The 12903-nt window shown below is 65.2% G+C and carries 15 protein-coding genes; 7 read left to right on the top strand and 8 right to left on the bottom strand.

What is annotated here, in order from left to right:
- Positions 1 to 46: 46 nt before the first annotated feature.
- Both ABIC17_RS10245 and ABIC17_RS10240 read left to right on the top strand, forming a co-directional pair.
- Positions 47 to 478, top strand: a complete 432-nt coding sequence (locus ABIC17_RS10245; protein WP_354281521.1) for a response regulator — start codon at positions 47 to 49, stop codon at positions 476 to 478.
- Positions 479 to 582: 104 nt separating this feature from the next.
- Positions 583 to 1902, top strand: a complete 1320-nt coding sequence (locus tag ABIC17_RS10240; protein ID WP_354281519.1) for an AmpG family muropeptide MFS transporter — start codon at positions 583 to 585, stop codon at positions 1900 to 1902.
- Here ABIC17_RS10240 and ABIC17_RS10235 read toward each other — a convergent pair.
- The 7 genes from ABIC17_RS10235 to ABIC17_RS10205 all read right to left on the bottom strand — a co-directional run bounded on the left by ABIC17_RS10235 (position 1889) and on the right by ABIC17_RS10205 (position 8291).
- Complete coding sequence (locus tag ABIC17_RS10235; protein WP_354281517.1) at positions 1889 to 2332, bottom strand: DUF6628 family protein; 444 nt, start codon at positions 2330 to 2332, stop codon at positions 1889 to 1891. The two genes, ABIC17_RS10240 and ABIC17_RS10235, sit on opposite strands and share 14 nt — an antisense overlap.
- Before the next feature lie 71 nt (positions 2333 to 2403).
- Positions 2404 to 3738: a bifunctional folylpolyglutamate synthase/dihydrofolate synthase gene (locus ABIC17_RS10230; RefSeq protein WP_354281515.1), complete on the bottom strand. Its 1335-nt coding sequence runs from the start codon at positions 3736 to 3738 to the stop codon at positions 2404 to 2406.
- Between the two features lie 139 nt (positions 3739 to 3877).
- The gene (gene accD, locus ABIC17_RS10225; RefSeq protein WP_354281513.1) at positions 3878 to 4738 is read right to left on the bottom strand and encodes an acetyl-CoA carboxylase, carboxyltransferase subunit beta; all 861 of its coding nucleotides are present in this window, start codon (positions 4736 to 4738) and stop codon (positions 3878 to 3880) included.
- Entirely contained in the window at positions 4735 to 5553 is an 819-nt protein-coding gene (gene trpA, locus ABIC17_RS10220) for a tryptophan synthase subunit alpha (RefSeq protein ID WP_354281511.1), read from the bottom strand. The genes accD and trpA overlap by 4 nt, the downstream gene beginning before the upstream one ends.
- The gene (locus ABIC17_RS10215) at positions 5550 to 5759 is read right to left on the bottom strand and encodes a hypothetical protein (RefSeq protein ID WP_354281509.1); all 210 of its coding nucleotides are present in this window, start codon (positions 5757 to 5759) and stop codon (positions 5550 to 5552) included. The genes trpA and ABIC17_RS10215 overlap by 4 nt, the downstream gene beginning before the upstream one ends.
- Complete coding sequence (trpB, locus tag ABIC17_RS10210) at positions 5756 to 7015, bottom strand: tryptophan synthase subunit beta (protein ID WP_354281507.1); 1260 nt, start codon at positions 7013 to 7015, stop codon at positions 5756 to 5758. Before trpB ends, ABIC17_RS10215 begins: the two co-directional genes overlap by 4 nt.
- 85 nt (positions 7016 to 7100) lie before the next feature.
- Entirely contained in the window at positions 7101 to 8291 is a 1191-nt protein-coding gene (locus ABIC17_RS10205) for an MFS transporter (protein WP_354281506.1), read from the bottom strand.
- A gap of 138 nt (positions 8292 to 8429) precedes the next feature.
- Between ABIC17_RS10205 and ABIC17_RS10200 the strand changes: the two genes are divergently transcribed.
- From ABIC17_RS10200 to thiE, 3 genes are read left to right on the top strand one after another with little or no spacing between them, the layout of a single operon-like run.
- Entirely contained in the window at positions 8430 to 9338 is a 909-nt protein-coding gene (locus ABIC17_RS10200; protein WP_354281504.1) for a class I fructose-bisphosphate aldolase, read from the top strand.
- A gap of 39 nt (positions 9339 to 9377) precedes the next feature.
- A complete protein-coding gene (locus ABIC17_RS10195) occupies positions 9378 to 9827 on the top strand; it encodes a hypothetical protein (RefSeq protein ID WP_354281502.1) in 450 nt (149 codons plus the stop codon).
- Positions 9817 to 10500 carry a thiamine phosphate synthase gene (thiE, locus tag ABIC17_RS10190; RefSeq protein WP_354281501.1) on the top strand — a complete coding sequence of 228 codons (684 nt, stop codon included), beginning with the start codon at positions 9817 to 9819 and terminating at the stop codon, positions 10498 to 10500. The genes ABIC17_RS10195 and thiE overlap by 11 nt, the downstream gene beginning before the upstream one ends.
- A gap of 90 nt (positions 10501 to 10590) precedes the next feature.
- Here thiE and ABIC17_RS10185 read toward each other — a convergent pair whose 3' ends face one another.
- Positions 10591 to 11082 (bottom strand): peptidoglycan L,D-endopeptidase MepK, encoded by a 492-nt coding sequence (locus ABIC17_RS10185; RefSeq protein ID WP_354281499.1) that lies wholly within the window; start codon positions 11080 to 11082, stop codon positions 10591 to 10593.
- Between the two features lie 188 nt (positions 11083 to 11270).
- Between ABIC17_RS10185 and ABIC17_RS10180 the strand changes: the two genes are divergently transcribed.
- Together ABIC17_RS10180 and ABIC17_RS10175 are read left to right on the top strand one after the other, a co-directional pair.
- Positions 11271 to 12245, top strand: coding sequence for a L,D-transpeptidase family protein (locus ABIC17_RS10180; protein WP_354281498.1), 975 nt, complete (start codon positions 11271 to 11273; stop codon positions 12243 to 12245).
- A 12-nt stretch (positions 12246 to 12257) separates the two neighbouring features.
- Positions 12258 to 12893 carry a M23 family metallopeptidase gene (locus ABIC17_RS10175; RefSeq protein WP_354281496.1) on the top strand — a complete coding sequence of 212 codons (636 nt, stop codon included), beginning with the start codon at positions 12258 to 12260 and terminating at the stop codon, positions 12891 to 12893.
- The last annotated feature ends 10 nt before the right edge of the window (positions 12894 to 12903 follow it).

The raw sequence follows: 12903 nt of genomic DNA, 5'->3' as shown, positions 1-12903 counted from the left end.
CGCACGATGCCATTTTCGGCGCGGTACAGAAGGTGGGGCACCGAACATGCTGTTCGGACGGAAAAAGCGGCGGATCTGCAAGCTGCTGCTCGTCGAGGACGAGCCGCTGGTCGCGTTCGATACCGAACATTGTTTGCGGGATGCAGAATATGAGATCGTCGCGACGGTCGACCGCGTCACGGATGCAATGGCGGTGATCGATTCCGGCGTCGAACTCGACTTGGTACTTCTCGACATCAGTCTTGCGGACGGTAGCGGCGTGGATGTCGCCCATGCCGCGCATGCTAAGGGCATCGCAGTCCTGTTCGTCACGGGTCAGTGCCCGCAAGGTGCGCGCGAGGTCGCCAACGGCTGTCTCGCCAAGCCCTATGCGCAACGCGATCTGCTCGCGTCGATCTCTGCGATCGAGGCGGTGCTGGACGGCAAGGCACCCAAGCGCATGCCGTCGGGCTTCAGTCTGTTCGCGAAGGCCGCCTGACGCATCGGCGGACGGCGCGATCCGGTCCGCTCTTCCGCTACGCGTTTTAGACGTTAGGGTCGCCCGCGACGGCAACCGACTTACGCGGCAGGGGCACGATACGCATGGATGGCACGAGCGGGCGCGACCCGAGCTGGTCGGATGGCATCCGCCCGTATTTCGAAAAGGCGCCGTTGGCGGCACTGGCACTCGGGATTTCGTCGGGCTTTCCGTTCGCGATGATCGGCGCGACGCTGACGACGCGGTTGGCGCAGAGCGGGATCACCAAGTCGACCGTCACGGCGTTCAGCCTCGCGTTTCTTGTCTATAATCTCAAATGGCTGTGGGCGTGGATCGTCGACGGCGTACGGTTGCCGCTGATCGGCGCGCTCGGCCAGCGCGTTTCGTGGCTGCTCGTCGCAGGCGCTTTGGTGATTGCGGCAGTCGCGCATCTCGCGCTGATCGATCCCAAGGCGGACATCTTTGCAACCGCGGTTGCCGCGATCCTGGTCGGCGCGGCGGGCGCGACCTTCGACATCGTGATCGACGCCTATCGAATCGAACTGCTCGAGCCACGCCAGTTGGGCATTGGATCGGGCATGTCGCAATATGGCTGGCGGCTCGGGTCGGCAGGGGCGGGGGCGGTCGCGCTGGTCGTGGCAGCGCGGTTCGGCTGGGCCAACGCCTATCTCGTGTGCGCGGCCTTCGCATTGCCTGCCATGCTCGCGGGGCTGATCTGCGGCGAACCGACGAACCGGCGTGCGCCGGAGAAGCGTCGTCCCGGCCTCGCCAGCCTTGGCACGTCTATCCTCGGGCCGTTCCTGCAGTTCTTCCAGCGGCGTGGCGCGGTGCTGGTGCTGTTGTTCATCCTGATTCACAAGATTGGCGACACGCTGGCGAACCTGACTTTCCGGCTGTTGTTCGATTCGCTCCAATTCACCAATGACGAGATCGCTTTCTACGACGTGTGGGTCGGGTTTCTCGCCTTCATGGTGGGCATCTTCGTCGGCGGCATGTTGTACACGCGGCTCGGGCTCAAGCGTTCGGTGCTGGCATCGCTGGTGCTGATGATGCTCTCCAACCTGAGCTTCGCCGGGCTTGCTGCGGCAGGGCATTCGAACCTCGGCATGGCGAGCGCGATCGGGTTCGAGAATTTCTCGAGCGGGATCGGCGGCGTGACCGTGGTCGCTTATTTCTCCGCGCTGACCAATTCGCGCTTTACCGCCGCGCAATATGCGCTGATTTCGGCGGCTGCGAGCATCGTCGGGCGCTTCGTGACGGGGACCACCGCGGGCGGGCTGATCGACTCTATGGGCTATGTGAACTTCTACCTGCTCACGACGCTCGCTGCGCTGCCGGGGGTGCTGCTGTTCTGGTGGATGAGCCGGGCCGGGCTGATCGATGCGTCGATCGGCGCGACGGAGGGCGACGTCACTCCGCGCTAATCGGTCGACCTGCATCGGCGAAGGCTTGTGCGACGACCGTGATGCTCGCCAGCACGCCATCGGGCTGGCGCGCGCCGATCAGGTCGCCTAGCAACAGTCGCGCGCTGTCGGGCGTAGTTTCCGCGCGCGCAACGATCGTCAGCATCGCGTGTTCGGCATGCGTCATCCGGCGGCAGCAGCACGGTGCGATCGAGATCGCGCAGGATGCACCGCCGGCAATGTCCGCCATCATCGCGCGCAGCAGCGTCAGCGGACGGCGGAACTCGGTGCCGAACGCCTGCATCAACGCCTGCGCGGCATGCGCGTCCTTGAGGCCGTGCGCGCCCATCCGTCGGAAGGCGAACAACAACAGTCGCGCGTTTGGATCCTCGGGCAGCAGGTGCGGGAGGGCAGCAGGCAGGGCCAGCGCAGCGGAATGATTCGCAGTCATAAGGGGATGCTCCGTGGGGGTGGGAGCATCCTCTGCCAGTCGCTATTGCAAGTCAATCGCAATAATATCGGTCAGTCCGGCAGTTCGCCGTTCGCGCGGAGCACTTCACCCGCGAGGTAGAGCGAACCCAGGATCAGCACGATCGGCGGCTCGGCCACATCGGCGATCTCGACGATATCGCGTAAGGCATCGGCGATGCCGTCGGCGGTGTGCGCCGCGATCCCGAGCGTATGTGCGACCGTCGCGAGTGCGTGCGGCGCATGGTGTTCGTGGTTCGCGATCGGGACGGCGTGAAGCGTCGTGGCAATCTCCGCGAACGGGGTCAGTAGCCCAGCCGGGTCCTTGTTCGACAGCATCCCGAGAACAAGATGGACGTCGCTTCGTCCGATGCCGGGTGTCGCGATCTCCCGCATCGTTTCAGCGATCGCTCCCGCTGCCGCGGGGTTGTGCCCGCCGTCCAGCCACAGCTGGCTACCGGGCGGCAGCAGATTGACGAGGGGCCCGGGGTGGAGCCGTTGCATGCGGGCGGGCCAATGCGTCTTGCGCGCGGCGTGGGCAAAGGCTTCCTCCGGCACCGGCAACAGCTTCTGGTGGCGTATCATCGCGATCGCCAACGCCAAATTACCCGGTTGATGCGGCCCGGCCATCGCGGGGAGCGGAATATGGACGCTGCCGTCGGCATCTTCGTACCGCAGGGTCGTCGCGTCGGTCGACAGGTGCCAGGACGTACCGAGGGCGAGCACGGGCGCGTGCGCGTCCATCGCAACCTGCGCAACACGCGCCGCAAGGTCGGGTTCGTAATCCATCGTGACGAGCGCCACGCCGGATTTGGCGATTCCCGCTTTCTCACCTGCGATTCCGACCGCGCTATCACCGAGGAAGCTTTGGTGATCGATCCCGAGTTGGGCGATACCGGTCACGAGCGGGTGCGCAATGACATTGGTCGCGTCGAGCCGTCCGCCGAGGCCGACCTCGATCACGCACGCATCCGCCGGGGTGCGTGCGAAGGCGAGAAACGCGACGGCGGTGGTGACTTCGAAGAAGCTTGCGCCGATGTCGCCGCCCGCATCGAGGACTTCGGCGAGGAGTGCGGCGAGCATCGCATCGTCGATCAGTTGCCCCGCGACGCGGATGCGTTCGTTGAAGCGGACGAGGTGTGGGCTGGTGTAGGCGTGGACCGTGTATCCCGCGGCTTCGAGGGCACTGCGCAGGAACGCGCAGGTCGATCCCTTGCCGTTGGTGCCGGCGACATGGAACACCGGCGGCAAGCGGTCCTGCGGGTTGCCAAGTCGGTCGAGCAGGAGCGTGATCCGTTCGAGACCGAGAATGTCGGCACCGGGGGATAGCGCCCACAACCGGTCGAGTTGTGCCTGAACGGCGGTGTCCGTGGAGACGGCGTGGTCCATCTTCTTCTCCCTCTCCCCGCTTGCGGGGAGAGGGCCGGGGAGAGGGGCTGTTCAGCACGCCACCTCAACCGTACTGCCCCTCTCCCTCGCTTCGGCTTCGCCTCGCTTGCCCTCTCCCTGCGAACGGGGAGAGGGAGATTTACGCCGCTGCGCGCTTGCTGCCGAGATAGTCGATCAGGCTCGCGAGCGTCGTGCGCAGGTCGCGGCGGTGCTTCACCATGTCGATCATGCCGTGTTCGAGCAGATATTCCGCGCGCTGGAACCCGTCGGGCAGTTTCTCGCGGATCGTTTGCTCGATCACGCGTTGCCCGGCAAAGCCAATCAATGCGCCCGGTTCGGCGATCTGAACGTCGCCCAGCATCGCATAGCTGGCGGTCACGCCACCCGTGGTCGGATCGGTCAGCACGACGATATAGGGCAGGCCAGCATCGTGCAGCATCTGGATCGCCACCGTCGCGCGCGGCATTTGCATCAGTGAGAGAATGCCCTCCTGCATCCGCGCACCGCCGGCAGCGGTGAAGATGATGTACGGGCAATTATCCTGGATCGCGGTCTCGACCCCGCGCACGAACGCCTCGCCGACCGCCAGACCCATCGATCCGCCCATGAACGCAAAGTCCTGGACACCGATGACCGCACGGCGGCCGTCGATCGTCCCGCGCGCAGTGATCAGCGCGTCACCTTCGGACGTTGCGGCCCGCGCCGCCTTGATCCGGTCGACGTACCGTTTGGTATCCCGGAACTTGAGCGGGTCGTCGGGGACCTTGGGGAGCGGGACGATCGTGTACGAGCCCGCGTCGAAGACATATTGGAAGCGCAGGATCGGCCCGATCCGTTCGTGATGGTCGCAATGCGGACAGACGTGGAGATTGTCCTCCAGCTCCTTGACGAACAGCATCTGCCCGCAGCCCTTGCACTTGTGCCAGAGCGTGTCGGGCGTCTCCTTCTTGATCGGGACGACGAGCGAGAGCGCGTTGCGGACGCTGGTGATCCAGGTCATGCGAGAACTCCTTTGCGGGCGGCGTGGACGGCCGTCGACAGGGATTGGATATAGGTGCGCACCGCGTCGGGCGCAGCCGCGCCATGCTGCGCGACCAGTTCGACGATCGCCGAGCCAACGACGACGCCGTCCGCGACCTTCGCGATGGCCGCCGCCTGATCCGGCGTGCGGACGCCGAAGCCGACCGCGATCGGCAAGTCGGTCGATGCTTTCAGACGCGCAACGGCGGCTTCGATCGACCCTTGGACTGCCTGTTGCAGACCGGTGATCCCGGCGACCGAGACGTAATAGACGAAGCCGCTCGCGCCATCGAGGACCGCGGGCAGGCGCGCTGCGTCGGTCGTCGGGGTGGCGAGCCGGATCGGATCGATCCCGGCGGCGCGAAGCGATGGCCCGAGTTCGGCGTCTTCCTCGGGGGGAATATCGACGCAAATCACGCCGTCCACGCCCGCATCACGCGCGGCGGCAGCGAACCAGTCGCCACCGCGGATCGTCATCGGGTTGGCATAGCCCATCAGCACCAGCGGCGTATCCGGGTGCCGTGTACGGAAAGCCTTGGCGATGCCGAGGATATCTGCGGTGCGCGTGCCCGCAAGCAGGCTGCGGATGTTCGCGGCCTGGATCGCGGGACCATCGGCCATCGGATCGGTGAACGGCATGCCGAGCTCGATCACGTCGGCACCACCCTCGACAAGCGCGTCGAGGATCGCACCGGTGGCGGCGGGGGTGGGGTCGCCCGCAGTGACGAACGCGACAAGCGCGGGGTGGCCCTTGGCGAAGGCGGCGGAAAGGCGGGTCCCAGCAACTGGAGTCATCGTCCCGACCTCCAGTTGCCGAAGAGGTTGCTCGCGACTCCCGCAATCGCACCAATCTTCGCCGAGTCCAGCGCACGTGGGACGTGCAGCGTCCAGCGCTGGACGTCGATGCCGAACGCACTGACCTCACGTACGATCAGCGCAACGACCGCACCGACCACCGCAGCGGTGACGACGTCCGAAAGGCCGCCCCCACGCGCGCTCAAATCGCCACCCCGAGCGCTTCCGCGACGGTAAAGATGTCCTTGTCGCCACGCCCGCACAGATTGGCGAGAATGATCTGGTCACGGTCCATTTCGCGCGCGCGCTTTGCAACCGCAGCGATCGCATGCGCCGGTTCGAGCGCGGGGATGATACCTTCGGTCCGGCACAGCAGCTGGAACGCATCCAGCGCCTCGGTGTCGCCGATCGCGGTATATTCGACCCGCCCGATCTCGTGTAGCCAGCTATGCTCGGGGCCGATGCCCGGATAGTCGAGACCCGCCGAGATCGAATGCGCCTCGGTGATCTGGCCGTCCTCGTCCTGCAGCAAATAGGTCTTGTTGCCGTGAAGGATCCCCGGCGCGCCGCCGGCAAGCGATGCCGCATGTTCCTTGTCTAGCCCGCGACCCGCCGCTTCGACGCCCAGCATTTTGACGTCGGCATCGTCGAGGAACGGGTGGAACAGCCCGATCGCGTTCGACCCGCCACCGATCGCCGCGACCAGCAGGTCGGGCAGGCGGTCGATCCGCGACAGCATCTGCGCGCGCGCTTCCTTGCCGATCACGCTCTGGAAGTCGCGAACGAGTTCCGGATAGGGATGGGGCCCTGCGGCGGTGCCGATGATGTAGAAGGTGTCGTGGACGTTCGCGACCCAGTCGCGCATCCCCTCGTTCATCGCGTCCTTTAACGAATGCGACCCGCTCGTCACCGGGCGCACTTCCGCGCCGAGGAGCTTCATGCGGAACACGTTGGGGGCCTGCCGCGTAATGTCCTTTGCACCCATGTAGATCACGCACGGCAAGCCGAAGCGCGCGCAGACCGTCGCGGTGGCGACACCGTGCTGACCCGCGCCGGTCTCGGCGATGATCCGGGTCTTGCCCATCCGCATCGCAAGCAGGATCTGCCCGATGCAATTGTTGATTTTGTGCGCGCCGGTGTGGTTGAGTTCGTCGCGCTTGAACCAGATCTGCGCGCCTTTCCCCTCGGGTGCGGACTCGCGCAGCGTCTCGGTCAGGCGTTCGGCATAGTACAGCGGGCTCGGGCGGCCGACATAATGTTCCAGCAGATCGTCGAACTGCGCCTGAAACGCCGGGTCGGCCTTGGCCGCGCGATACGCCTGGTCGAGCTCTAGCACGAGCGGCATCAGCGTTTCGGCAACGTAGCGGCCACCGAACTGGCCAAAATGCCCGTTGTCATCGGGTTGCTGGCGCAGGCTGTTGGCTTGCGCGAGCGGCGGGGTGGTGTCGGAAAGCAGGGTCATCGCGCCAGCGTTTAGCAGGAAGCGAGCGCGTTCCAAGGGGGTTTGCCGAGACCGCGGTCATCACGATGCCGGGCAGCGCGACTGCTTATCGGTTTTCGGGCCGTCGCCGATCGAACAGCAGGAACAAGGTCAATCCGACTCCGCCGATCGCAGCGCCGATCACACTGGTCAGGCCCCATCCGCCCGACGCCACGCTGGCGCTGCCAATCACCGATCCGGTCGCACCGAAGACGAATACGATCGTCATATAAGCAGCGTTGATCCGTCCGCCGGCATTGGGGTCCAGCCCGAAGATGATCCGCTGCCCCGAGATCTGGTTGAGTTGCACCGCCGCATCGATCAGCACGGCGCTGACCCCGAATGCGATCAGGCTACCCGCGGCGACGACCATGTCGGATCCGAGGAACGACAACGTCAACAGCATGAGCCCCCCGAACGTCGTGCTGCGCGACAGCCCGCGGTCCGCCAGCCATCCGGCGACGGGGGCGATCAGCGCGCCGCCGGCACCGGCCAATGCGAACAGCGCAACACCGTTCGCGCCAAGCCCGAACCGCTGGGTCAGCACGATCGGCGCTGCGGTCCAGAACATGTTGAACGCGATGAACAGCAACGCCTGATAGGCGGCGCGCAACCGCAGCACGGGATAGCGTCGCAGCAGGTCGACCGACGATTTCAGCAGCGCACCATAACGCAATGTGCTGTCGGGGCGGCGCGCAGGCAGCATCGTCAATAGCGCGACGCCCACCAACGCGGTGATTCCTGCGGACAGGAAGAACATCGCACGCCACCCCGCCAATCCGGCGACGAAGCTGGCGATCGGCCGCGCGAGCATGATGCCGGTCAGCAGGCCGCTCATCACCAGCCCAATCGTGCGCCCTTGCCGCGCCTGGCTGCTGAGCTTCGCAGCGAGCGGCACGAGCACCTGTACGCCGACCGAGCACACCCCTGTTACCAATGCTGCGGCAAGGAACGTCCCCGGGCCCTTCGCGAGCGCGATGCCGAGCGAGCCTAGGACTGCGCCCGCAGTCGAGATGAGAATGAGACGCTTGTTCTCGACCAGATCCGACAATGGCACGATGAAGGCGAGCCCCAGTCCGTAGCCCAACTGCGTCAGCGTCACGATCGTCCCCGCCAATCCCGCGGACAGGCCGATGTCGGCCCCGATCTGCTCGATCAGCGTCTGTGCGTAATACAGGTTGGCAACCATCGCCCCGCAGGCGACCGCCATGAGCAGCGTCACTGCGGGCGAGAGATCGTGGGTGTCGGCTTGGCTCATCGAAGCGCGAAAACGCTGCCCCGCGTGAAATAGCAAGAGCTAAGCCGCTGAATTGGCCTCGCTGAGGGAATGGCGCGTTGCAGTAGCGCGGGCGGCTGGGTATCACGCCGCCAAACATTCTCGTGGAGGACCCAAACCATGACGCCAGCCGTCCAAGCCATTCTCGACAAGTACGAATCGGACAGTCCCGCAACCAAGACCAACCTTGGCCGCATCCTGATGCAGGGCAAGCTGGGCGGCACCGGAAAGCTCGTCATCCTGCCCGTCGACCAGGGCTTCGAACATGGCCCGGCGCGCAGTTTCGCGGTCAACCCCGCTGCATACGACCCCCATTACCACTATCAGCTCGCGATCGACGCAGGGCTTTCGGCCTATGCCGCGCCGCTCGGGATGCTCGAAGCAGGAGCAGGGACGTTCGCTGGGCAGATCCCGACGATCCTCAAGGTCAACAGCTCGAACAGCTGGGCGCAGGGTGCCAATCAGGCCGTAACCGCCTCGGTCGAGGACGCTGTTCGCCTGGGTTGTGCCGCGATCGGCTTTACCATTTATCCGGGGTCGGATGATCTGTTCGACATGATCGGCCAAATCCGCGAAATGTCCGCCGAGGCCAAGTCGGTTGGCATCGCAACCGTCATCTGGTCCTATCCGCGCGGCGGGATGCTGCCCAAGTCGGGCGAGCTCGCGCTCGATGTCGGCGCCTATGCCGCGCACATGGCGGCATTGCTGGGCGCGCACATCATCAAGGTGAAGCTGCCGAGCGATCATATCGAGCAGAAAGACGCCAAGCCGATGTACGAGGGCACCGACTGGTCCAATCAGGCGGACCGTGTCCGTCACGTCGTGCAGTCGAGCTTCGCCGGACGCCGGATCGTCGTCTTCTCGGGTGGTGCGTCCAAGGGGTCGGATGCGGTCTATCAGGATGCGCGCGACATTCTCGCCGGCGGCGGCAACGGGTCGATCATCGGCCGCAACACCTTCCAGCGCCCGCGCGCGGAGGCACTGGAAATGCTCGCCAAGATCATCGCGATCTACAAGGGCGAGGCGTAAAACACAGCGGCGTTCGCCTATCATCGGAGCCTCGGCCCGATGATAGGCGTGCTGCTCGGGATCGCGGTGGTCGAGATGCTCGTCGTGCATCTCGTGCTGGTCGCGGCGTTCGGGTGGACCGTCGCGATCCTCGTCGGCGTCGTCGACGTTGCCGCGGTTCTTTATCTCACGTTGCTGTTGCGGTCGTTCAAACGGTTGCCGGTCGTTTTGACGGCTGACGTGCTGATGATGCGGACGGGGTTCCTGAAATCGCTGACGGTCCCGGTTGCGCAGATCGCCGGGACCGGCCGGACTTGGGATGCCGCCACACTCAAGCAGCGGGGCGTCGTCAACTTCGCACTGATCGGTTGGCCGAATGTCTGGCTCGACCTCGACCCGCCGGTCCAGCATCGTCGCGGCACGCCTGTATCGGCGATTGCGCACAAGCTCGATGATCCCGTGGCTTTCCATGCCGCGATCGCGGCGCTATCGGCAGCGCATGGACATTGAAGACCCGCTCGGCCCGCTCGACCCCAATTTCGGTGCGCAATTCCAGCGCGACTACCGGCGCCCACCGTGTCAGCTGTATCTCGTCTCGCCGCTGGACGTCGGCGGCGCGTTTCCCGATCGGCTGAAACGCGCGCTCGAGGCGGGGCCTGTCGCCGCGTTTCAATTCCGCGTGAAGGACATCGATCAGCACAGCGCGGCCGCGCTCGCCGAGCCGTTGCAGCGGATCTGCGCGGATGCCGACGTCGCGTTCATCGTCAACGACAGCATCGCGCTGGCCAAGCGCCTTGGTGCGGACGGCGTGCACCTCGGGCAGGACGACGGTGATCCGCAGGAAGCCCGCAGCGAGCTGGGTGCGGCGGCGCAGATCGGCGTGACGTGCCACGCCAGCCGACATCTTGCGATGGAAGCCGGCGAGGCGGGGGCGGACTATGTTGCGTTCGGCGCGTTCCATCCGACGGTGACGAAAACGACCGAACATGTCGCTGATCCCGTTTTGCTCAGCTGGTGGTCGACCGTGTTCGAAATCCCGTGCGTCGCGATCGGCGGGATCACGCCGGTTACTGCGCCGGCCCTCGTCACGGCGGGAGCGGACTTCCTCGCCGTGTCACACGCCGTCTGGGGCGGGGATGAAGCCGCCGCAGTGCAAGCATTCGAGGCGGCACTGGCCCGGTAACGAACCGGTGCCAGCTGGCTACGGATCCCTCCGTTTGCGCTGAGCAGGGTCGACCTTTCGACGGCGTTCAGGGCAAACGGGATGGACAGCCTACCAGTGTCGTACCCGTCCGGTGTCGACGTGGACGAAACCATCGCGCGGATAATAGCCGACACCCCCGCCACCCAGGGCAAGCGCTGCGCCCCGCAGGCGGTCGAGCGAAACGCCCGGCACGACGATGTCGGTCGCCTTGCCGAGCATGTGCTGGCTCATATGGGCGACGCCGGTGTGCTTGCCACCCGCAGACCGGAGCCGGGCATTGGTCTTGGGTGACCGATAGCCGGAGATCAGGTCGATCTTGCGATTGCCACTGAGTTCCAGCTTCTGTCGAAGCGAGACCAGCAGAGCGAGCAAGCGGCGGTCCATTCCGATCGTCTCGCCGGTGCGCCAATCGCGCAGGCCGTGGTTCAGTTCGGCAAGTCCCGCGGCCACGAACTGACCCGATCGTGCAAACACCGCATCCACCGTCTCGTTGGTGTGGACGTTGCGGATCGCAAGCCGCCATTCGATCCCCTTTGCCATCGCGGGGAGGGGCAGCGCCATGGACGCCGCGCCCGTGATCGCACCGCCCAGAAAAGCGCGGCGGGAAAGCGGCTCCAGACATTTCGTATTCGTAACGGAGCCAAGTGGTCGATCTGTCGTTATGTCCATGGCGTTGCATGTAGGGGACTGAAACCGTGCTAAAAACCTTCACCGGCTTGGCTTGTCTGGCCTTGGCCCCGGTTGGTCTCATGAGTGCCACCGCGGCAGGAACGAATGCGCCACAGGCCAATTCGTCGATCCCGACTCGGCTCGATCTGTCGATCCTTCACGCGCAGGTGATTCTGGATCATCTCGGCTTTTCACCGGGTGTGCTCGACGGACGCGAAGGCAAGTCGTTCGCGGCAGCACTCAACGGTTTCCAGGAAGTGCAGGGGTTGCCCAAGACCGGCAAGCTTGATCAGAAAACGCTGCAGGCGCTGTACCCGCACCGGGCGTTTCGCCCGACGCAACGGATTACGCTGAACGACGACATCCTTGCCGGCCCCTACACCAACCCGTTGCCGAAGGACCCGGCACTCCAGTCGAAGCTCCCCGCGCTCGGATACAAGACCGTGATGGAGAAGCTGGGCGAGATGTTCCACACGACCCCTGCGGTGCTGCTCGAGCTCAACAGCCCGAACACGAAGCTGACCGCCGGAACGCAGATCGTCGTTCCCAACGCCATCACGACGGGGCGCGCCTACGACGCGAAGCTGCCCGAGGCATGGCGCAAGACACTCACGGACCTCAACGTCGACTCGACCCAGCCGGTCGGGGCGAAAATCGTCGTTTCGAAGTCGAAGGAAGTTCTGCGCGTGCTCGACAAGGACGGGAAGCTGGTCGCGCAGTTCATGGCGACCATGGGGAGCACGCATGATCCGCTTCCGATCGGGACGTGGAAGGTGAAAGGCGCGTCGTATAACCCCGAGTTCCACTTCAACCCGGACCTGTTCTGGGACGCGAAGAAGAGCGCAAAGCAAGCGCTCCTTCCCCCGGGGCCGAACGGTCCGGTCGGCGTTGTCTGGCTTGATTTGTCCAAGCCGCATTACGGCATCCACGGCACGCCTTCTCCGGAGACGATCGGGCGGGCGGAAAGCCACGGTTGCATCCGGTTGACCAACTGGGATGCCGCGCGACTCGCCATGATGGTCAAGCCCGGTACGCCGGCCGTGTTCCAGAGCTGATCGGGCTTCGGTATGCGGCGGATCGGCTTGGTCGCGCTCGGGCTGCTGGTTGCGGTCGTCGGGCTCTGGATTGGCGCGCTTGTCCTGTTGCCGGACGCGCCGGCGGGAATGCCCGAAACGGCGCAAGGGCCACTCGCGCGGTTGCGGCTGGCAGTACGATGGCAGCCGCAACCGGTTGATATTGGCGCGGGGCGGGGCAGGGCAATCCTGCTCGGTATGCCGGTGTCGGGTGTTGCGCGGAGCGACATTCACGATTCCTGGGGCGACGCGCGCGAGGACGGCGCACGCGAGCATCATGGCACCGACGTGATGGCTGCTGCGAATACGCCAGTGGTTGCAGCTGCGCCGGGGGTGGTCGAAAAATTGTGGAACAGCGGTGCAGGCGGCATCACCGTCTATGTTCGCTCTCCATCGCGGACCTGGACGCATTATTATGCGCATCTCGCAGGATATGCGCCTGGATTGCACGAGGGGCAGTCGATCACCAATGGTCAGCTGCTGGGATATGTCGGGGATACCGGCAACGCGGGGGCGGGGAATTACCATCTCCACTTCGGCCTGACCCGAACCGATCCCGCGCAACATTGGTACGAGGGGACCGATGTCGATCCGTTCCCCTATCTTGCCGGGAAGCCGCTGCCCGGCTAAGGCCTCGCGC

The sequence above is a fragment of the Sphingomonas sp. PvP056 genome (assembly GCF_040549155.1).
Lineage (GTDB): Bacteria > Pseudomonadota > Alphaproteobacteria > Sphingomonadales > Sphingomonadaceae > Sphingomonas.
Note: the sequence above shows the minus strand (reverse complement) of the source record. Positions and strands in the feature narration are given on the sequence as shown.

Coding starts and splice junctions, on each gene's coding strand:
- ABIC17_RS10185 (WP_354281499.1), bottom strand. CDS start 11,082: ATGGCGCTGCCCCTCCCCGCGATGGCAAAGGGGATCGAATGGCGGCTT.
- ABIC17_RS10180 (WP_354281498.1), top strand. CDS start 11,271: ATGAGTGCCACCGCGGCAGGAACGAATGCGCCACAGGCCAATTCGTCG.
- accD (WP_354281513.1), bottom strand. CDS start 4,738: ATGACCTGGATCACCAGCGTCCGCAACGCGCTCTCGCTCGTCGTCCCG.
- ABIC17_RS10230 (WP_354281515.1), bottom strand. CDS start 3,738: ATGGACCACGCCGTCTCCACGGACACCGCCGTTCAGGCACAACTCGAC.
- trpA (WP_354281511.1), bottom strand. CDS start 5,553: ATGACTCCAGTTGCTGGGACCCGCCTTTCCGCCGCCTTCGCCAAGGGC.
- ABIC17_RS10175 (WP_354281496.1), top strand. CDS start 12,258: ATGCGGCGGATCGGCTTGGTCGCGCTCGGGCTGCTGGTTGCGGTCGTC.
- ABIC17_RS10205 (WP_354281506.1), bottom strand. CDS start 8,291: ATGAGCCAAGCCGACACCCACGATCTCTCGCCCGCAGTGACGCTGCTC.
- ABIC17_RS10200 (WP_354281504.1), top strand. CDS start 8,430: ATGACGCCAGCCGTCCAAGCCATTCTCGACAAGTACGAATCGGACAGT.
- thiE (WP_354281501.1), top strand. CDS start 9,817: ATGGACATTGAAGACCCGCTCGGCCCGCTCGACCCCAATTTCGGTGCG.
- trpB (WP_354281507.1), bottom strand. CDS start 7,015: ATGACCCTGCTTTCCGACACCACCCCGCCGCTCGCGCAAGCCAACAGC.
- ABIC17_RS10195 (WP_354281502.1), top strand. CDS start 9,378: ATGATAGGCGTGCTGCTCGGGATCGCGGTGGTCGAGATGCTCGTCGTG.
- ABIC17_RS10235 (WP_354281517.1), bottom strand. CDS start 2,332: ATGACTGCGAATCATTCCGCTGCGCTGGCCCTGCCTGCTGCCCTCCCG.
- ABIC17_RS10240 (WP_354281519.1), top strand. CDS start 583: ATGGATGGCACGAGCGGGCGCGACCCGAGCTGGTCGGATGGCATCCGC.
- ABIC17_RS10245 (WP_354281521.1), top strand. CDS start 47: ATGCTGTTCGGACGGAAAAAGCGGCGGATCTGCAAGCTGCTGCTCGTC.